The sequence below is a fragment of the Pedobacter sp. genome (assembly GCF_031119335.1).
GTDB lineage: Bacteria > Bacteroidota > Bacteroidia > Sphingobacteriales > Sphingobacteriaceae > Pedobacter.
Genome location: NZ_JAVHXT010000025.1, coordinates 1 through 17591, shown reverse-complemented (window position 1 = coordinate 17591; position 17591 = coordinate 1). Strand labels below are relative to the sequence as shown.

General features: G+C 38.3%; 20 protein-coding genes. 7 read left to right on the top strand and 13 right to left on the bottom strand.

Annotated features, from left to right (window positions below):
- Position 1 precedes the first annotated feature (1 nt).
- From ric to REI64_RS18070, 4 genes are all read left to right on the top strand, one after another.
- Entirely contained in the window at positions 2 to 733 is a 732-nt protein-coding gene (gene ric / locus REI64_RS18085; protein WP_308851558.1) for an iron-sulfur cluster repair di-iron protein, read from the top strand.
- A 196-nt stretch (positions 734 to 929) separates the two neighbouring features.
- Positions 930 to 1442, top strand: coding sequence for an azurin (azu, locus tag REI64_RS18080; protein ID WP_308851557.1), 513 nt, complete (start codon positions 930 to 932; stop codon positions 1440 to 1442).
- A gap of 70 nt (positions 1443 to 1512) precedes the next feature.
- On the top strand, positions 1513 to 2106 hold the full coding sequence (locus tag REI64_RS18075; protein WP_308851556.1) for a Crp/Fnr family transcriptional regulator: 594 nt from the start codon (positions 1513 to 1515) through the stop codon (positions 2104 to 2106).
- The gene (locus tag REI64_RS18070) at positions 2106 to 3320 is read left to right on the top strand and encodes a hypothetical protein (RefSeq protein WP_308851555.1); all 1215 of its coding nucleotides are present in this window, start codon (positions 2106 to 2108) and stop codon (positions 3318 to 3320) included. The genes REI64_RS18075 and REI64_RS18070 overlap by 1 nt, the downstream gene beginning before the upstream one ends.
- A gap of 142 nt (positions 3321 to 3462) precedes the next feature.
- Here the strand turns inward: REI64_RS18070 and REI64_RS18065 are convergent, their stop codons facing one another.
- From REI64_RS18065 to REI64_RS18035, 7 genes are all read right to left on the bottom strand, one after another.
- Positions 3463 to 3765, bottom strand: coding sequence for a hypothetical protein (locus tag REI64_RS18065; RefSeq protein WP_308851554.1), 303 nt, complete (start codon positions 3763 to 3765; stop codon positions 3463 to 3465).
- 122 nt (positions 3766 to 3887) lie between these two features.
- Positions 3888 to 4253 carry a group III truncated hemoglobin gene (locus REI64_RS18060; protein WP_308851553.1) on the bottom strand — a complete coding sequence of 122 codons (366 nt, stop codon included), beginning with the start codon at positions 4251 to 4253 and terminating at the stop codon, positions 3888 to 3890.
- Positions 4254 to 4322: 69 nt separating this feature from the next.
- A complete protein-coding gene (locus tag REI64_RS18055; RefSeq protein ID WP_308851552.1) occupies positions 4323 to 5090 on the bottom strand; it encodes an ABC transporter permease subunit in 768 nt (255 codons plus the stop codon).
- Positions 5087 to 5797 carry an ABC transporter ATP-binding protein gene (locus REI64_RS18050; protein WP_308851551.1) on the bottom strand — a complete coding sequence of 237 codons (711 nt, stop codon included), beginning with the start codon at positions 5795 to 5797 and terminating at the stop codon, positions 5087 to 5089. Before REI64_RS18050 ends, REI64_RS18055 begins: the two co-directional genes overlap by 4 nt.
- A complete protein-coding gene (locus REI64_RS18045) occupies positions 5794 to 7050 on the bottom strand; it encodes a nitrous oxide reductase family maturation protein NosD (protein ID WP_308851550.1) in 1257 nt (418 codons plus the stop codon). The genes REI64_RS18050 and REI64_RS18045 overlap by 4 nt, the downstream gene beginning before the upstream one ends.
- Entirely contained in the window at positions 7034 to 7498 is a 465-nt protein-coding gene (locus REI64_RS18040) for a nitrous oxide reductase accessory protein NosL (protein ID WP_308851549.1), read from the bottom strand. Before REI64_RS18040 ends, REI64_RS18045 begins: the two co-directional genes overlap by 17 nt.
- A 1-nt stretch (position 7499) precedes the next feature.
- The gene (locus REI64_RS18035) at positions 7500 to 8087 is read right to left on the bottom strand and encodes a hypothetical protein (protein WP_308851548.1); all 588 of its coding nucleotides are present in this window, start codon (positions 8085 to 8087) and stop codon (positions 7500 to 7502) included.
- Positions 8088 to 8275: 188 nt separating this feature from the next.
- Here REI64_RS18035 and REI64_RS18030 point away from each other — a divergent pair, with 188 nt between their 5' ends.
- The 3 genes from REI64_RS18030 (at position 8276) to REI64_RS18020 (ending at position 11703) form a co-directional block, all read left to right on the top strand.
- Positions 8276 to 8665 (top strand): hypothetical protein, encoded by a 390-nt coding sequence (locus REI64_RS18030; protein WP_308851547.1) that lies wholly within the window; start codon positions 8276 to 8278, stop codon positions 8663 to 8665.
- A 72-nt stretch (positions 8666 to 8737) separates the two neighbouring features.
- Complete coding sequence (locus REI64_RS18025; protein ID WP_308851546.1) at positions 8738 to 9577, top strand: hypothetical protein; 840 nt, start codon at positions 8738 to 8740, stop codon at positions 9575 to 9577.
- Positions 9578 to 9711: 134 nt separating this feature from the next.
- Positions 9712 to 11703: a TonB-dependent receptor gene (locus REI64_RS18020; protein WP_308851545.1), complete on the top strand. Its 1992-nt coding sequence runs from the start codon at positions 9712 to 9714 to the stop codon at positions 11701 to 11703.
- A 62-nt stretch (positions 11704 to 11765) separates the two neighbouring features.
- On the opposite strand, the gene REI64_RS18015 is transcribed toward REI64_RS18020, so the two are convergent.
- From REI64_RS18015 to pyrR, 6 genes are all read right to left on the bottom strand, one after another.
- Positions 11766 to 12413, bottom strand: a complete 648-nt coding sequence (locus REI64_RS18015) for a hypothetical protein (RefSeq protein WP_308851544.1) — start codon at positions 12411 to 12413, stop codon at positions 11766 to 11768.
- Between the two features lie 211 nt (positions 12414 to 12624).
- A complete protein-coding gene (nosZ, locus tag REI64_RS18010; protein WP_308851543.1) occupies positions 12625 to 14601 on the bottom strand; it encodes a Sec-dependent nitrous-oxide reductase in 1977 nt (658 codons plus the stop codon).
- Positions 14602 to 14637: 36 nt separating this feature from the next.
- A complete protein-coding gene (locus REI64_RS18005) occupies positions 14638 to 15123 on the bottom strand; it encodes a c-type cytochrome (RefSeq protein ID WP_308851542.1) in 486 nt (161 codons plus the stop codon).
- A gap of 158 nt (positions 15124 to 15281) precedes the next feature.
- Positions 15282 to 15593, bottom strand: coding sequence for a hypothetical protein (locus REI64_RS18000; RefSeq protein ID WP_308851541.1), 312 nt, complete (start codon positions 15591 to 15593; stop codon positions 15282 to 15284).
- Positions 15594 to 15596: 3 nt separating this feature from the next.
- Complete coding sequence (locus tag REI64_RS17995; RefSeq protein ID WP_308851540.1) at positions 15597 to 16532, bottom strand: aspartate carbamoyltransferase catalytic subunit; 936 nt, start codon at positions 16530 to 16532, stop codon at positions 15597 to 15599.
- A 1-nt stretch (position 16533) separates the two neighbouring features.
- A complete protein-coding gene (gene pyrR / locus REI64_RS17990) occupies positions 16534 to 17079 on the bottom strand; it encodes a bifunctional pyr operon transcriptional regulator/uracil phosphoribosyltransferase PyrR (protein WP_308851539.1) in 546 nt (181 codons plus the stop codon).
- Between the last annotated feature and the right edge of the window lie 512 nt (positions 17080 to 17591).

Genomic DNA, 17591 nt, shown 5'->3' with positions numbered 1-17591 from the left:
GATGAACATTAAAGAACAAACCATTGTAGGCGATTTGGTAGCAAAGGACTACCGCACTGCATCAGTATTTAAAAAACAAGGAATAGATTTTTGTTGCGCTGGAAATAGAACTATAGCAGAAGCTTGCGCTAAAAAATCGATTGACCCGGCTTTAGTAATAGGAGATTTAGAAGAAGTGACCACAAAGACTAACAATCCGGTGGCAGACTATAATTCTTGGCCTTTAGATTTATTGGCAGATTATGTAGAAAAGAAACATCACAGGTATGTGCAGGAAAAGATTGTAGAGATTGTACCGTTTTTAAATAAGGTGGCAAGTGTACATGGTGGCAGGCATCCAGAACTGTTAGAAGTACAGGATTTATTTAGAGGCTGTGTAGAAGAACTAACTGCACACATGCAAAAAGAGGAACAGATTTTATTTCCATTTGTGAGAAAGATGGCTGCTGGCGATACGGTTGCTGCTCCATTTGGAACTGTTCAAAATCCGATTAACATGATGATGCACGAACATACTGCAGAAGGTGAGCGCTTTAGAAGAATTGCAGAGTTGACAGACAACTATACACCATCAGAGGATGCTTGTAATACTTACCGTGTAACGCTTGCGCTTTTACAAGAGTTTGAGGAAGATTTGCATTTGCACATCCATCTAGAAAACAACATTATGTTCCCTAGGGCTATCGCAATGGAAGCAAAAAATAGTGGAGCAAATCGTATTGCGACAGTTTGATAATTTAAATAAATCAATAAGAATGAAGGCAAACGGCTATGGTGCTCTTGTCAGGCTGAGCTTGTCGAAGCCTTGTGCAGAAACATTTCGACAAGCTCAATGTGACACCGTCTGTGCTCCTAAACCGCTGCCGTCTTTACAGGGCCAAGAACTCCTTTAATAGTTAAAAAACTAATCACAAATAACAAATAACAAAATGAAAAAAGTAATCTATTTATTAGCTGGTGCAGTTTTTACAATTGCAAGTTGTACAAACAGTGAAAAACAAACTGAAGAAACGGTAACACCTCCAGTAGAAGAAACGACATCTGCAGCACCAGAAGCGAATGCGAATGAAGCTGTAATTACGCTTAATGCAGGTGATGATATGAAGTTTGACCTATCGGAAATTAAAGTGAAAGAAGGACAAACGGTGAAATTGACTTTAACTCACACTGGTAAAATGGCGAAAACAGCGATGGGACATAATTTCGTATTGTTGGCGCAAGGTGTTGTTTTAGCAGATTTTGCTGGTAAAGCTATTGCTGCTTCGGGCACAGACTATATCCCGGCAGGTAGTGAAAAAGAGGTAATTGCACATACCAAATTAATTGGTGGTGGCGAAAGCGATACCATCGAATTTACTGCTCCCGCTAAAGGTTCATACGAATTTTTATGTTCGTTCGCTGGACACTCTGCCTTAATGAAAGGTACTTTTATAGTAGAGTAACACTCCATAGACTTACGAAGTTTTTTAAACTTCGTAAGTCTTAAAATAACAATCTCAAAAAATCATCCTTATGCACATCGATTACGATATTTTAATTACCTATGGAGGTGTAGCCAGAAAATTTGCCAAAGGCGATTTTCTTTTCTATGAAGACACCATGCCCTATTACTATTATCAGCTGGTTTCTGGCGATGTGCGTATGTTTTCTACCAATGCCGAAGGAAAAGAACTGATACAGGGAGTTTTTAAAGCTGGTGAAAGTTTTGGCGAACCTCCGTTGTTGTTGGGTAAAGTTTATCCGAGTACGGCACAGGCAAATACAGATGGTGTGCTGGTAAAAATTAGGAAGGAACATTACCTAAGTATTATTCACGATTATCCGGAGTATTTAGAAAGAATGATGTACACTTTTGCCGAACGTATCTATAAAAAAGCTTCGGCGGTGCAGGTTTGGGTACAGCAAACTCCAGAAGAAAAAATAGCACAGTTCTTAAACAACAATAAAGCTAATTTTAGCGATTGCCCAAACGAACCATTGCCTTACACCAGGCAGCAAATAGCAGATTTTACTGGCTTAAGGGTAGAAACCGTGATACGAACTCTCACCAGAATGAGTAAAGATGGGAAAGTGAAAATTATCAACCATAAACTTTATTATCATTAATGGACGGCAGTATTAAAAAGTGGTTGGGTTGGGGTTTGTTAAATTTAGCCATTGTTGCACTCTATGGCGTAACGATGCGCTATAAAATTGCATTCGATTTTCCATTTTTTGACCAAAAGAACTTATTGCACGCCCATTCTCACTTTGCTTTTAGCGGTTGGATCAGCCAAGTTTTATACGCAGGTCTGATGTGGATTGGCTTTCCATACCTAAGCGAGCTGAAGCGTAAAAAGTACCACTGGTTGATGGCCTGGAACCTAATTGCCTCTTTTGGGATGTTGATTGCGTTTACCATACAAGGCTACAAAGCGATTTCCATTTCATTTTCTACACTATCTATTGTCATAGCGGTGGCTTTTGCCATTGTTTTTATTAAAGATTTGAAGTGTTTGCCTAAACCACATCCTGCAAAACGGTGGTCTATAGTGGGTTTGCTTTTAAATGTGGTGTCTGCTGTAGGTCCGTTGTTCCTCGCTTACATGATGGCTACGAAAAATATCGACCATAATTATTACTTGGGTTCTGTTTACTATTATTTGCATTTTCAGTACAGTGGTTGGTTTTTCTTTGGTAGTATGGCTATCATGGTGAATTACTTGCCAGCAAATTTTCCATCGTTAAATAAAAATTTTAATGTATTTGCGGCAACCGTAATCCCCACTTTTTTTCTTTCTATTCTATGGGCTCAGCTTCCTAACTGGTTATATATCATTACGGTATTGGCCACATTTTTACAGTTGATTACCTGGTTGTTTTTGTTGATGCGGTTATTCAAATATTTTAAGCCTAAAGCCAAATCTGCTGCTTGGTTTAAATGGTTTTTTTATGTTGTGGCACTAGCTTTAACGCTCAAATTTGCTTTGCAAGCCGTTTCTGTGGTGCCTTCCTTAAGTCAGTTGGTTTTTGGTTTTAGACCCATTGTAATTGCTTATTTGCACTTGGTATTGTTGGGCGTTTATTCGCTTTTCCTTTTAGGGTTTTTATTTGAACAAAAGGTAATTCAACCTTCAAAAACAGCAAAGCTGATGGCTTTTGTTTTCATGTTTGGGGTTCTCCTGAACGAATTGTTTTTAGGTATACAAGGTGTGGCATCTTTTGCTTACATCGCTGTTCCCATGATTAACGAATTGCTTTTTGGCGCAGCTGTTGTCTTACTGCTCGGTGCCGCTGGAATGTTTGTAGCAAAGGTTACTCAACGAAAATCTCTGGATTAAATTCCTCCGTATCTAACAAAGGAACCCAACACCAACATTGTTACGCCAATTAGCGTTACTGCAATAATATGTAACGCCATTTCAATTAGCTTTTTAGGGTTGCGTTTAAGTTTTGGTACCACCCTAGTTTGTGCACTAATGGCTAACAGAAAGGTGCTGAAAAGTAGTAATAGCTTGTCGAGGTTACTTTTTCTATCGGATTGGAGAACGAAAACCATTGGTCTAACGAAATTCCAAATTGTAGCGTCATCCAAATTCCAGTGATTATTAATAAAGCCAGGGCACTCATTCCTAAAGGTTCGTAGCTTTTTTCCATTGCTAAAAGTTCAGTGCAGTCTTTAGATTTTAAAGTTTTCGGCAAAACACGGATGGCGATGTATAAATGTCCGCCAACCCAAACTGTGGCGCAAATGAGGTGGATGATGAGGAGTAGGTGGTGGTTCATTTATCAGGATTTAAGGATTTTCTGGATTTGCAGGATTGATTACCTCCTAGTGTTGGCGTCCCCGCCAACACTAATAAATATAGTTACAGGTTGGCGAGGATGCCAACCACAGCAAAAAGTTTTTATAATTTCTGCATCATTACTGTAGCGATAGATTTAGAATGTGCTTTCATCTTTTCTGCGTTCGCACCTGCAAAAAGTTCGTCAACTGTTTCGTAAAAAAGCTCCATCCACTTATTAAAATGTTGGTTTGTAGTAGCATATTTTTGGTTTAGCTTACGATGTGTTACTATAGGATTTCCTTCATATTCGCCAGTAAATAGCAATACGTTTTCCCAAAAAGCACACATTTTGGGCAGGTGTTTATCCCAATCAATTTTGATTACATCCGAAAAGAAAAAACCAATGGTTTCGTCAGTTTTCACTTTATCATAAAATGATGTAACAATCAATTCTATGTCTTCTTTGGTTGAAATATCTTGTTTCATGTTATAGATTTGGTTGGTTATTAAGATAGCTTAGACTTAAAAATCTATGTTTCTATGTGGTTCAAATAATTACAAATCTTTGCTTTTAAATTTTCTGAGTGAGAGATAAAATGGTACCAATGCCCAAAATGCGAGTAGCGCAAATGACAAAACCAAACCCCAGTCGCTGCCGAAAGAGTTTTTAAAGACTGCTCCGGTGTAACCCAGCATGGCAGAAACATCTAATTTCAGTAGAATTAAAATCCTTGATAAATCAATTGGACTTAATGCACTTAGAAAAACCACAGCTTTCTCGATTGGATAATCGGCAAATTGGAAGAAGAGAAACAATACCAATCCATCGAATAACAAAGCAAAATACAACCATAACATAATTGATGTACCAATACCTTTGGCTTTGTCTCTAGTGATGATGCTGCTCAAAAACGCGATGGCTACAAATATCACCGATAGGAGAGAACCTACGGCAATGGTCATTAGCGCAATATCCCATTCAGCAAAAATGAACAAGGGAATTCCAGCACCAAAGACATAAGCCGCCACCATACTTAGTGATAAACCAATGAAAAGTGCCTTCCAGATTTTGCTTCGCTTAATGGGATGGCTTAACAATAATTCGATAAACTCGCTGCTGTTGTAAACGTAAATAGTTGCAAACAAAACCGACATTAATGGCACTGTAAGCAATACGATATTTAATACGGTTAACAAACCTTTTGCAGCGTTATCTTCCAAGCCAAAAGCGCTCCAAGAAAAAAGTGCAAGCATAATGGCGTAGGCAATAATGATTTTATTCTTGATGATATCGAGTGCTACGTATTTTAAAATTCGCATCATAACGTTTCGGTTTTAAGGAGGTGAACAATAGAGCGGGCAATGGTTTGCTGACCAGTCCTAGCTTTCAGTTCTTCCGCATTTTTGTGAAGAATTAAATTCCCTTCCTGCATGAAAATTATCTGGCTTACAATATCTTCCAATTCACTTAATAAGTGCGAAGTAATGAGGATTAAGCAGCCTCGCTCTTTCGCATCAATAATTTTTGCTTTTAGTATTTCGGCAGCAATTGGGTCTAATCCGGCTGTAGGTTCATCTAAAATGAGTACTTGTGGTTTAAACAAAAATGCCAAGGTAGCACTCACTTTCTGCGTTGTGCCACCACTTAAGGTCCGCATTTTTTTATCGAGCATTTTTTCAATATTGAAATGCTCGTATAGGTCGTGGTCTAAAACTTGGTTGCTGTTGCGGATACCTTTAATCATGTCAATTACCTGACCAATGGTCATATTTTCTGGATAACGACCAATTTGCGGCATATAGCCAATGTGGCGTCGGTAATCGTTGTCGTTTTTGATGCTTTTGCCGTTAAACAAAATCTCGCCGCTACTTGGTAAAACCATACCCAAAATAGATTTAATGAGAGTAGTTTTTCCACAGCCATTCGGACCAATCAACGCAATACATTCTCCTTTGTTCAGCTCCAAGTTTAAGCCATTCAAAGCCTTCAACTTTCCAAAATTCTTCGTTATGTTCTTTATCTCAATCATAAATTATAAGGACTCATTCTAGGTTTATTGTCAACGAAATTTTCGGGTGTTAAGCTGGGCAGTACTTTTTCAGATTTATCTAAAAGGCTAATCATAAAGCTGCGGTAAAGTAACATTGCTGGCGGATTTTTCTCTACAATTACCGCATACAAACTCAGCGGATGATAAGGCACATCGCCAATTTTATCTTTGTCTAAATCGTAACCTTCGTACTTATCCCAGTAGTTTTCGAAAAACTGGTTAAGGGTAAGCGAACCGTTGGTGGTAACATCGAAGGTGTTGCCCATAAAGTTGTTGTGCGATATGGTGATGTCTACGCAATTTGCTTGCATTCGCATGCCCCAACCGTTGCCTTTAAACAAATTACGTTCGGCGGTAATGCGGTTGCTGCCATCGAAATATATGCCGGTTGTGTTTTTAATGAAACGATTTCCCGACAGGTAGCAATCAGATAGTTCTTTGAATAGTACGCCATAAGTTGCATCGCCCCAGTTTTCTTCGAAGGTGTTGTTTATCATCACTACTTTTTTGGTAAACATTACCGCCACGCCAGCGCCGTTGTGTTTAAAATAGTTCGTGATGTAGGCATTGTTGTGCGAAAACATGAAGTGCAAGCCATAGCGAAGGTTGTTTTTTGCGATGTTTCTCCAAATGACCGAGTGGGTAACGAATTCGAAATAAATGCCGTCGCGATGCCCTTCTATCTTGTTGCCAATAATCTGCAAGCTGTCACTTTTCCAGCAATGTACACCATTACCAGATTGGTTTTCTTCTTTTTGCGAAGCCTTGATAACGTTGTTTTTGATGATGCAATTTGCGGCGTACTGGAGATAAATTCCGAAATAATTGTTGGTTAAAATGTTCTTTTCAATGGTTACGTTTTTCGCGTCGTAAACTTTTATGCCGCCTGGGTCGCTCATTGCAGTTCTGCCAGAGTTCTGGATGCGAAAACCACTGACGCTAACATTATCACTCTTTATCGAGATAATTTCATGTTTAAGTTCGCCATCTAGTATCGGATAATCTTTTCCTACAAAGTGTAAAGGTTTATCAATAATGATGTTTCCTTCTTTGTAAACGCCAGCATTCACAATAATAGTATCTCCACTTTGTGCAACAGATAAGGCTTTTCTTATGCTAGTAAATGCCTTTCCTTTACCTACATGAATGGTTTTTGCAAAGCTATTTTCAGTTGCAATAAATAGAAAGAAAGCAATAATAAAAGTAATGCGATAATTAATGCGAATGTCCATGGTGAGAATTCCCTTCTGCTGGTGCTGCTTTAGCTAAATCTTTCCACTCTATAATTTCTGCTTGGTTCTCACTAGCGTAATCTGCGGCGGTTTTCTGCGTAGCAAATGCAGCGGTATTTCCGCCCATCGGACTACGTACACTTTCATGTTTCACAAAAAATGCAGTGGCTGCATCTATAAGTTTGCCATCCTCCAAAAAGCTGCCAACGTAATAGCTTTTCACTGCTACTTCTTTATTTGCCGCATCGTATTGGAGCAAACACTGTAGGTCGTCAAATTTATAAGCTCTACCTTTAACCGTAATTAATTCGGCAGCAAAGCGACTTTCCGAGATAGACATCTTACAGAAATCGCAAGCGTCTTTATTGTAATTGATAGGTTCTGGTCCGCTATTTCCACAAGAGCTGAAAAACAGAACGATGGCGAAGATTGCTACAAATGTTTTCATATTATTTACGAGCTTTTTTAATTTCGATATAAGACGCAGCAACGAGTAATAAACCAGCTCCCACAAACAACCAACCACCAATATTTGGAATAGAGTATGCTCCGAAATTCAACAATTGTTTAAAGCCAATTAACGGAGGTTGATAAGCCATTCCTGGTACTTTTATAGCTGCATTGGGGTCTAAATTGTGACCATAATCGTACTCCCATAGCCAGAAATCTACCATGGCGGCAATGCCGAATACAATAAATGCGGCTAGTACAAAATAGAGGAACTTTTTCTTTGCTACTTTAGCAGCAAAGAGAAACAATAAAGCATAGGCGCTAATGATGTAGGGTAGCAGGGTAAATTCTATAAAATCTTCAGTATGCAGCGTTTTCATACCTATGTAGTGGTTCAAACCATTAATGATATCTACATCGCCAGCTATTTTATTGGCCCAAATCTTCAAACTTAAACCTTCGGGATACTGAGGCGCATCTAAGTAAATACTCCAAATTGGAACAAATAGAGAGATGATAAGAAAAACAGCCGCAATAATTAGCAGCGATTTTGAAAGAGGAGTAATGGTGTTATTTTTCACTAGCATAACATTTTGTTTTTAAAGATGAAGCTGCCTAGCTATCGGATAGCTCCACGAAATTTTACTATTCTAGGTAAGTAATAGGTACTAGCAAAGGTATCGGGCACAATCATAAAGCTTTATGATTTCAGTCATAAAGAGCATCAAAATCATCCCCTAGATTTGTCCCAGTAAACTAAAATCAATTTGTCAGGATGTCGGTTTTACGTAGAATAGTTGCTTTGCTTTTGCTTTTTGTGATGATGTTTTGCATCACGAAAAACAGCGCTTTGCATACATTTTACATGCTGAATACTGATGGTTTCATTTCACTGTTTTGTGAGAACATAGAAAAACCGGCATTAAAATGTAATGGTAAATGCCAACTTTCTAAAATGGTAAAAGAGCAGCAGAAAGAACAAGCCGAAAAGGTGTTGTTAAACTTGCAGCAAGAAGTCTTTTTGTGCCATCAAATTAATTGCAGCGAAGACTTTCCTATGGTATTTGTAAGTCAAATTACTATTGCAGCCACAGTGTTTCCAAAAAACCACTACGCTTATCTGTACTATTTTAGGAATGATAAACCTCCTCAAATTTTAAGCTGATTTTCATTTAATTAATGCATTCTGTCACTTCGTATCGAATGCTATTGTATTTAATCGCTTAAAAAAACAATCATGAATTTTCTAAAATACACCAGCATTTTTATGCTGATACTCCTTGCTATGTCTTGTAAAAAAGATAGTCCGATAGATTATACTGTAGAAACGGCAAACCTAACCTTGGTAAAAACTATCGCCAGCGGTTCGCATAATATTAAAATTTATACCGAAAATGGTAAGCTGCAAACTGGCTATAACAAAATTTATCTTCAGCTCGCAAATGCTGATGGTAGCTTGATTAACAATGCTCAACTGACTTGGAAACCGCTAATGCATATGATGAGTATGCAACACGCTTGTCCGTATTCTGCCATAACTAAAGTTGCCGATAAAAATACTTTATACCAAGGTTACATTGTTTTCCAAATGGCAGGCAACACTTCAGAATATTGGGAACTGCAATTTGACTACACTATTGGAAGCACTACTTTTACTGCTAGCTCAAAAATAGATGTCACTGCAGCTGCAAAGCGAAATTTGGTTTCGTTTATGGGGACAGATAATACTCGATACGTTATTGCAATGGTAACACCAACCACACCTAAAGTTGCATTAAATGAGATGCAGGCAATGGTTTTTAAAATGCAGGATATGATGACTTTTCCTGTGGTAGATGGTTACTTGGTTAAAATAGACCCACGTATGCCCGGGATGGGAAACCATGGTTCGCCAAATAATGCGCATTTAACTCAAAATAGTACTAATAAAATCTATCAAGGCAAACTCAGTTTAACGATGACGGGTTATTGGAAAATCAATTTGCAGTTGGCAAATGCAGCGGGCACCGTTGTTAACGGCGAAGAAGTTACCAGCACAAATGAAGCTAGTTCAATCTATTTCGAGGTAGAGTTTTAAGTTTTTTCTGAAAACCGTCATTGCGAGGTACGAAGCAATCTTACTACACTAGCTAGTTTTCGCTTTAAGATTGCTTCGCAAAGCTCGCAATGACGAAATGTCTATTTCTAGTGCTTACCCTTAAATTCTTCCTTATGAACAGATTTTCAAAATTTGCATCCGTATTTCTGTTAGCGCCCTTCAGCGTTTTTGCACAAAATCAACCAGCAGATAGCCTAAAACAAATACAGCTTTCGAGCGTGGTCATTATTGGGCAACAACGTGTGATCAATAAAAATATCAAAGTTTTATCTTCATTAGATAGCTATTTAGAAACCAACAACGCCGTTAACATGATTAAACGTGGGGCTTATGCTTGGGAGCCAATGCTTAACGGCATGGCAACAGAGCGTTCTGTGGTTACCATAGATGGTATGCGAATTTACGGAGCTTGCACCGATAAAATGGACCCGATAACTTCTTATGTGGAAGTCACCAATTTAAGTCAGGCCAATATTCACAGTGGGCAAGCAGGTGCAGTCAACGGAGCTACCATTGCAGGAAGTATTGATTTATTAAGGAGACAATCGGGTTTTGGTGGTAAACCTTTTGCAGGAAGTATTTTTTCGGGCTTGGAAAGTGCCAATCTTCAAAAAATAGCAGGTGCTACTTTGCAGCATAGTTCAGCAAATTTCTTTGCAGATGTAGATTTTACCTTTCGGGATGCCGATAATTACAAGGCTGGTGGCGGTAAAGAAGTTTTGTATTCTCAGTTCACGAAGTATAATTTTTCTACAACTGTAGGATATCAGTTAGACCCACATCAACAACTGAAAGCATCTCTTATTTACGACAAAGCAACAGATGTAGGCTACCCAGCCTTGCCCATGGATGTTTCTAAGGCGGAAGCTTTTATTGGTTCGCTTCAGTATGATAAACACGTAGGTTCTTCCTTAGTTGATTATTGGCAGACTAAACTATACTACAACAAGGTTACGCACATAATGGATGATACCAAACGTCCGGATGTACCCATTAGAATGGATATGCCGGGCTGGACTAATACGGGAGGTTTTTACTCTAAATTGAATGGAGAAATAAGCAATCATAAATGGACGGCTAACCTGTCTGGACATTACAATACATCGTTGGCAGAAATGACAATGTTTTCTAATAATCCAAACGAGAAAGATATGTTTATGCTCACTTGGCCAGGCGTTCATACTTTGTATACAGGTCTGTTTTTAGAAGATAAAATTAGCCTAAACAAACAATGGGCAGCATCAGTTTCGCTAGGTTCTGCATTACATCACAATGTAGTTAAAGATGATTTTGGCTACGAAAGTTTAAAGATATTTTATCCTGATATGCAGCGTAATAAATCGAGATGGTTGAAAAATACGGCTGTTAAAATGAGTTACCATAAGGAGAAATGGCAATTTGATTTTGGTACAGGTTACGGCGAGAGAGCGCCATCGGTCTCAGAAGGTTATGGTTTTTATTTGTTTAACAGCGCTGATAAATATGATTACGTTGGCAATCCTGAAATGCCGAACGAGAAATCTTTGGAATTTAATACTTCGGCTGCGGTTAGCAAAGCTGATTTTTCTGTAAAAGCTCAATTGAATTATTTCAGAATTTGCGATTACATCATCGGCTTTAACCGAACTGATTTTATTCCCATGACCATTGGTGCAAGTGGCATAAGAATGTACGGGCAGTTGCCAGTGGCTACTATATTTAATGCAGGTTTGTCCCTTGGTTATCGCATCACAGAACACTTGCAATGGTCGGGGAATATGGCTTACCGCAGAGGTAATTCTGGCAATTTAAACTTGCCGCAAATACAGCCATTTAGCTATGGTAGTGCTTTTAAATACACTGATAAAAGTTTTATAGCAGAAATAAGTGCAAGTGGAACAATAAAACAAACTGCCTACGGTGCCGAGTTTGGCGAAGTTCCGGCGGCTGCCTACACAGTTTTTAACTTTGCAACTTCTAAACAGTTTGATTTAGCAAAGCAGAAAATCGTGGTAAAAGCTGGCGTAGAAAACCTTTTTAACCGTTATTACGCCACTTTCGCAGATTGGAACAGAATACCAAGAATGGGAAGAAATGTTTTTGTAAATGTGATTTTTGGGTTTTGATGGTTGAAATTTGCGGAAATACTTTAGTCCCAATTTTGGCAAGCCTATACTGGCAGGTGTTTTTATTCTATTAAAGGATGTCCAAATGTCATTTCATTATTTGTTAAATCAAATGTATATAAATCTTGACTTTCGTTTCTTCGTCCGCCGATAAAATTGAAAATATTATCATTCATTCCAACATCTAAATTGACATATTGAATGAAATTGTCAATTAGTTTTTTTTTAACCAAATTATCTTCCAAAACGTTTTCATCATTATGCTTGTCATTTAAAACAGGGTTAAACAATTTAATAAATAACCTTTCCACTAATCTTATGGATGTCTTATTATAAATGTCCTTTATTTCATTAAAAATATCAAGCGGATTATTTTGAAATTGGTTTAATCCAAAGTATGAAAATCGAATATGTAAAAAATATACCGCAAGAATTTCATTTTTCTTTACAATAGTTGTCGCTTTAAGCAATTTTTTATGTGGGCTAAATCTATTTTTTTTGTCAAATGTTTCACCAATATATAGTACTTCTGGTTTAGAGAGCCGTTTAATAATAAACCCATTCAGTCTCAACTTACAGATAAAATAGATTCTTGACGAAGCAATTATCTCGTTATTCTTTTCATAGTAGTCCATAGCTTTTTCGTCAATGGCTTTTTCGTAAGGAAGCATATAAGCATTCTGTATTTTGTAACAAATTGTATCGTTCATAAAATTTTTGCTAACTCTCAAATATACAAAACTCATTTATGCGTTCAGTAACTATCTCGCTATTAGCGTGTTTTCATCATCGTGCTGGGGGCATACATTGGAAATGCGCAACTCTCAATAGTTTTGGAGCAGCTGGTGGTCATGTTCCTTTACGCAAAAAAGCAGCACAATTTACATGTACTGCCTTCACTTATCTAATTTGGCTTTATTGCTATTTTGCTGCTTTAGGTTTTTCGCCTAAGCTAAATTTAATTGGCACATTACTATTTTTAGGAGATACCCTCACGTAGCCAGACATTTCTTGGTGCAATGCAGAACAGAAATCTGTACAATAAATTGGGAACATTCCGATACGGTCTGGTACCCATTTCAAGGTTAAGGTTTCGCCAGGCATAATTAGCAATTCTGCGTTGTTGGCACCTTTAACCCCAAAACCATGTGGTACATCCCAGTCTTGCTCTAAGTTGGTAACGTGGAAATACACTTCATCACCTAGTTTTACACCCTCAATGTTATCAGGAGCAAAGTGAGAACGGATTGAGGTCATGTAAACATGCACTTGGTTTCCTTTTCTTTCCACTCTTGCTTCGGCTTCGCTTTTGGTAGCAAACGGATGTTTGTTGTGATTGATATTGTAAAATTTCACCTGTTTATCTTTTATCAGCTCTGCTGGAATAGCTTGTGCATAATGCGGCTCGCCGATAGTAGGGAAATCTAAAATCATCTCCATTTTTTCGCCACTGATATCATACAACTGTGCACTTTGAGACAACTCCGGACCCGTTGGCAGGTAACGGTCTTTAGTGATTTTGTTGTAAGCCACTAAGTATTTGCCAAAAGGTTTTTTAGTGTTGCCGCCAGGTATCATTAAGTGACCAACAGAGTAGTAAGTAGGTTTACGGTCAATAATTTTTAAATCTTTGATGTTCCATTTCACAATTTCAGAAGACACGAAGAACGAAGTATAAGCATTTCCTTTGTCGTCAAATTCGGTGTGCAATGGGCCTAAGCCCGGTTTTTGTACTTCTCCATAAAGCGCAGCTTCGTATTTAATTACAGGTATGCCTGCGTATTTTTCTTTCTCAAAATTTTTATCGGCAATGGCTTTTTGAATTTTATCGTAACTAAATACTGGCAACAATGCAGCTAATTTACCACTGCCAACAATGAATTCTCCAGTAGGATCAACATCGGTGCCGTGTGGTGATTTAGGACAAGGAATAAAATATACTAAATCTGGAAACTGGGTAATATCCAAAACGGTCACTTCATTTTTCATGGTAGAAGTAGCGGTATGCGTTTCTTCGTTGTATTTGTTGTGCGCATACTTCACTTTTTGTTTTGTGCCTTTGCCAGCTTTCACATACTCTTCCGCTTTTTTCCAGTTTACCGCCATGATAAAGTCTTTATCTTTTTGCGATGCATTTACTTCTAACAAGGTGTTAGCTTGTTCAGAGTTGTAGCAGCTAAAGAAGAACCAACCAGCAGATTTACCTTTGCCAGCACGAGCTAAATCGAAATTAATGCCCGGAGTTTTCAATTGGAAAGCCAAATTCATTTCTCCATTATTTTTATCGATGCTCACAAAGCTAATATGACCTTTGAAATTTTGTTTGTAAGTGTCAATTGGCACGTCGCTAGCATCGCCATCTTCTGGAACGCTAAAACGTGTACCTGCAACAATATATTCAGAATTTTCTGTGCCAAATGGCGAACTGTGATTACCAGCACTGTTAGGTAACTCAATAATTTCTGCGGTACGGAATGTTGTTAAATCTACACGGGCTAGGCGAGGAGTGTTGTTGCCATTTACGAAAACCCATTTTCCATCGGCTACGCCATTATTCATAGACATTTCTACGTGGTGTAAATCGTCCCAAGGCACAAAACCATGAGAAGTGTTTAGCATAGGTTTTGTTTCTTCGCTATAGCCCCAACCTTTTTCTGGATCTACAGAAAATACTGGAATTACACGTAACAAACGACCGCTTGGTAAGCCATAAACACTTAATTGTCCGCTAAAACCTCCCGAAACGAAGTTATAAAACTCATCGTACTTACCAGGAGCAACATAGGTTTTTGCTGCTGCATCGCCACTTACGGCACTGCCAGCGCCTTTTGGTTTACATGAGCCGAGCTGTAAAGCGGCTACCGCTAATATGCCGACTGCAATTCTTTTACTTATCATATATTTAAGAATTAATTGATGTTCTAACTGTACGAATTATTTAGCACCGTCGTTTTTGCGCATAAACTCTACCACTGCCCTCGCTTCGTCTTCTGTAAGATTTTGGTTTGGCATACGAACTAAGCATAGCTCCAATTGAGCCTGTACCTCAGGGTCTTTGTCAATCATTGGGTCTGGGTTAGTAATGAAGTTCATAATCCAATGTGGAGTTCTGCGTTCGGTTACACCTTTCCAACCTGGTCCAACTAATTTCTCATCAGTAGTTTTGTGGCACGAAAAGCATTTAGTGGCAGAAATTCCATCCCCTTTTGTAGCCATAGCTGCGTCTAGTGCGCCAACAACCATATTGGTCTCGTCGTATTTACCTTCGCCACGTTTAGGGTCGTAAGAAGAAGTTTCGGCAGTAGTGCCAGCAGGTTGGTCCGTTTGTTGTGTTTCGGTAGCAGATTGGTCTCCACCACCACAGGCGCCAATAAAAATGGCAGCAGATAAACATAGCGTTGTAATGACTTTATTTTTCATTCTATAATCGTTTTGTTAGTTCAAATGTAGCCCTAGCACAACGCTGCTGTTTATGATTGAAATCATACAGCCAAAAATTTTTGAAGAAAAATTAAAATCGAATAATCATTTTAAAACGAAAAGAAATTACGCTAAAAGGGAGATAGTAGTTTTGATGACTACTGCAATTTATTAGCGTTTTTACGCAGAATACTCCAGTACTTGCCTTCATTATAGTTCCAATTGGTAAAGCCAGAACCAAGGATAATTAAAATAGAAAGTAAAATTAAGTTCAGCAGAAAAGTAAATAGATGGGCGAAAGTGAAAAAAGTGTACTGGGTATCGCCAATAATGAAATAATTTACTAAATCTATTAATACTGCCAGAGGTAAAGCAATAGTCAAAAAAGTTTGGTAAGTGTGCTTTTTCCAGCTCCACTTTTTCCGCTTTTCCGTCCAATAATCTACAAATTGTTTTTCCTGTGGGGTCATTTGTTATTTATCATTCTGGCTTGCCAAAAGATAAAGCACAGCCATTCTTACAGCCACTCCGTTTTCTACCTGATTTAAAATGATAGACTGTTTGCTATCGGCCACATCACTGGTAATCTCTACCCCACGGTTAATAGGACCTGGGTGCATTACAATAATTTCTTTATCTAAATTGTCGAGTATCTGCTTGTTCAAACCGTACATCATCGAGTATTCTCTACCCGTAGGGAAGTACTTGATATCCATGCGCTCTAGTTGAATACGCAACATATTTGCCACATCGCACCAGTTTAAAGCTCTAATTAAATCGTGCTCTACTTTAACGCCAAGTGCGCCAATATGTTTCGGGATAAGAGTAGTAGGTCCACAAACCATTACCTCGGCACCAAGCTTTTGCAAGCAAAGAATATTAGAAATAGCTACACGAGAGTGCAAGATATCACCAACAATTACCACTTTTTTACCGGCCACATCGCCCAGTTTCTCACGTATAGAGAAAGCATCTAGCAAAGCTTGAGTTGGATGTTCGTGAGCACCATCGCCAGCATTTACAATTTGTGCATTAATGTGTCTGCTTAAAAACTGACCAGCACCAGCATAAGGATGGCGCATCACTACCATATCAACTTTCATTGCTAAAATGTTGTTTACGGTATCAATTAGCGTTTCGCCTTTACTTACTGATGATGAAGATGCAGCGAAGTTCACAACATCCGCAGAAAGTCTTTTCTCGGCCAGTTCGAAAGATAATTTAGTTCGGGTTGAGTTTTCGAAAAAGATATTAGCAATAGTGATATCTCTTAAAGAAGGCACCTTTTTAATAGGGCGATTAATCACTTCCTTAAAATTATCAGCAGTTTCGAAAATCAATTCAATATCATTCAGGTTAATATCTTTAATGCCTAAAAGATGTCGGGTTGATAATTTGTCTGCTGCCATTTTACTGCTTATCTGATAATAAAATTACTTTGTCTTCGCCTTCGTTTTCTTTCCAGCTTACCTTCACTTTTTGCGAATCTACCGAGTCTACTTGTAGGCCAATGTAGTTAGCTTCTATAGGTAAATGCCTCGAAAATCTACGGTCAATTAATGCCATTAACTCTACACTTTCTGGGCGGCCGTAAGCCAAAAGCGCATCCATTGCCGCACGTATGGTACGCCCGGTCCAAAGCACGTCATCAATTAAAATAACCTGCTTGCCTTCAATAATAAAATCAATGGTATTGCTGCTTGCCGTAACCAAACCGTCTTTGCGTCTAAAATCGTCCCTAAAAAAAGTAATATCTAAATGACCTTTCTTAATGGTGTCGGTTTTTAAAATTTCAGACAGCTCTTTGTGAACCCTGTCTGCAAAGAAAGTTCCTCTTGGCTGTATGCCAATTAAAACAGTATTACTAAAATCGATATGGTTCTCAATTAGCTGATGACAAAGTCGCTTAATTGTGATTTGAAGTTTTTGGCCGCTGAGTAGAGTTCTCTTTTGCATTGCACTTGGATTGCACAAATATAGGGAAATGTTTTAAGGTTGTAAAGTTGAAATGTTGTAAAGTTGATTGTGGTTAATCGTTTAACTGTTTAATTGGTTAACTGTCAATAGAAACAGTAGGTCAGAAAAATATTTTAACGAGTTTTTAAATTTAGAAAATCAACAGACTGCTAAAATTTAGGTTAGTCCCGCTATACGCTGCTGCCGATAAAATCGGCATTCGCTGCTATCGGGTTTATTTAATGAAAACCTGTGCACGACACTTGCAGCCTAAAACCGACATAGTCGCCGTTATTGCTGCTGTTCCGGATTTGTAATTGTGCTGTTCCGGATTTGCAATCCGGAACTAACTATCTGCGGATTTAAAATCCGCAATTCTTAAAGTCGAGATTTCAAATCTCGACTAGCGACTAGCCTGTGCTCAGCATTTGCATTTTAAACCCGACATAAGCGAACACGCAATGTCATTATTTAAGGAAATCCGTAGGATTTTAATGTTTATAGCATAAGGT

Excerpts from the sequence above, each read along its gene's own strand:
- REI64_RS18065 (WP_308851554.1), bottom strand. The coding sequence starts at position 3,765 with ATGAACCACCACCTACTCCTCATCATCCACCTCATTTGCGCCACAGTT.
- REI64_RS18050 (WP_308851551.1), bottom strand. The coding sequence starts at position 5,797 with ATGATTGAGATAAAGAACATAACGAAGAATTTTGGAAAGTTGAAGGCT.
- REI64_RS18005 (WP_308851542.1), bottom strand. The coding sequence starts at position 15,123 with ATGAAAAATAAAGTCATTACAACGCTATGTTTATCTGCTGCCATTTTT.
- REI64_RS18025 (WP_308851546.1), top strand. The coding sequence starts at position 8,738 with ATGAATTTTCTAAAATACACCAGCATTTTTATGCTGATACTCCTTGCT.
- REI64_RS18030 (WP_308851547.1), top strand. The coding sequence starts at position 8,276 with ATGTCGGTTTTACGTAGAATAGTTGCTTTGCTTTTGCTTTTTGTGATG.
- REI64_RS18070 (WP_308851555.1), top strand. The coding sequence starts at position 2,106 with ATGGACGGCAGTATTAAAAAGTGGTTGGGTTGGGGTTTGTTAAATTTA.
- REI64_RS18040 (WP_308851549.1), bottom strand. The coding sequence starts at position 7,498 with ATGAAAACATTTGTAGCAATCTTCGCCATCGTTCTGTTTTTCAGCTCT.
- REI64_RS17995 (WP_308851540.1), bottom strand. The coding sequence starts at position 16,532 with ATGGCAGCAGACAAATTATCAACCCGACATCTTTTAGGCATTAAAGAT.
- REI64_RS18020 (WP_308851545.1), top strand. The coding sequence starts at position 9,712 with ATGAACAGATTTTCAAAATTTGCATCCGTATTTCTGTTAGCGCCCTTC.
- REI64_RS18075 (WP_308851556.1), top strand. The coding sequence starts at position 1,513 with ATGCACATCGATTACGATATTTTAATTACCTATGGAGGTGTAGCCAGA.
- pyrR (WP_308851539.1), bottom strand. The coding sequence starts at position 17,079 with ATGCAAAAGAGAACTCTACTCAGCGGCCAAAAACTTCAAATCACAATT.
- REI64_RS18015 (WP_308851544.1), bottom strand. The coding sequence starts at position 12,413 with ATGAACGATACAATTTGTTACAAAATACAGAATGCTTATATGCTTCCT.
- ric (WP_308851558.1), top strand. The coding sequence starts at position 2 with ATGAACATTAAAGAACAAACCATTGTAGGCGATTTGGTAGCAAAGGAC.
- REI64_RS18000 (WP_308851541.1), bottom strand. The coding sequence starts at position 15,593 with ATGACCCCACAGGAAAAACAATTTGTAGATTATTGGACGGAAAAGCGG.
- nosZ (WP_308851543.1), bottom strand. The coding sequence starts at position 14,601 with ATGATAAGTAAAAGAATTGCAGTCGGCATATTAGCGGTAGCCGCTTTA.
- REI64_RS18045 (WP_308851550.1), bottom strand. The coding sequence starts at position 7,050 with ATGGACATTCGCATTAATTATCGCATTACTTTTATTATTGCTTTCTTT.
- azu (WP_308851557.1), top strand. The coding sequence starts at position 930 with ATGAAAAAAGTAATCTATTTATTAGCTGGTGCAGTTTTTACAATTGCA.
- REI64_RS18035 (WP_308851548.1), bottom strand. The coding sequence starts at position 8,087 with ATGCTAGTGAAAAATAACACCATTACTCCTCTTTCAAAATCGCTGCTA.
- REI64_RS18060 (WP_308851553.1), bottom strand. The coding sequence starts at position 4,253 with ATGAAACAAGATATTTCAACCAAAGAAGACATAGAATTGATTGTTACA.
- REI64_RS18055 (WP_308851552.1), bottom strand. The coding sequence starts at position 5,090 with ATGATGCGAATTTTAAAATACGTAGCACTCGATATCATCAAGAATAAA.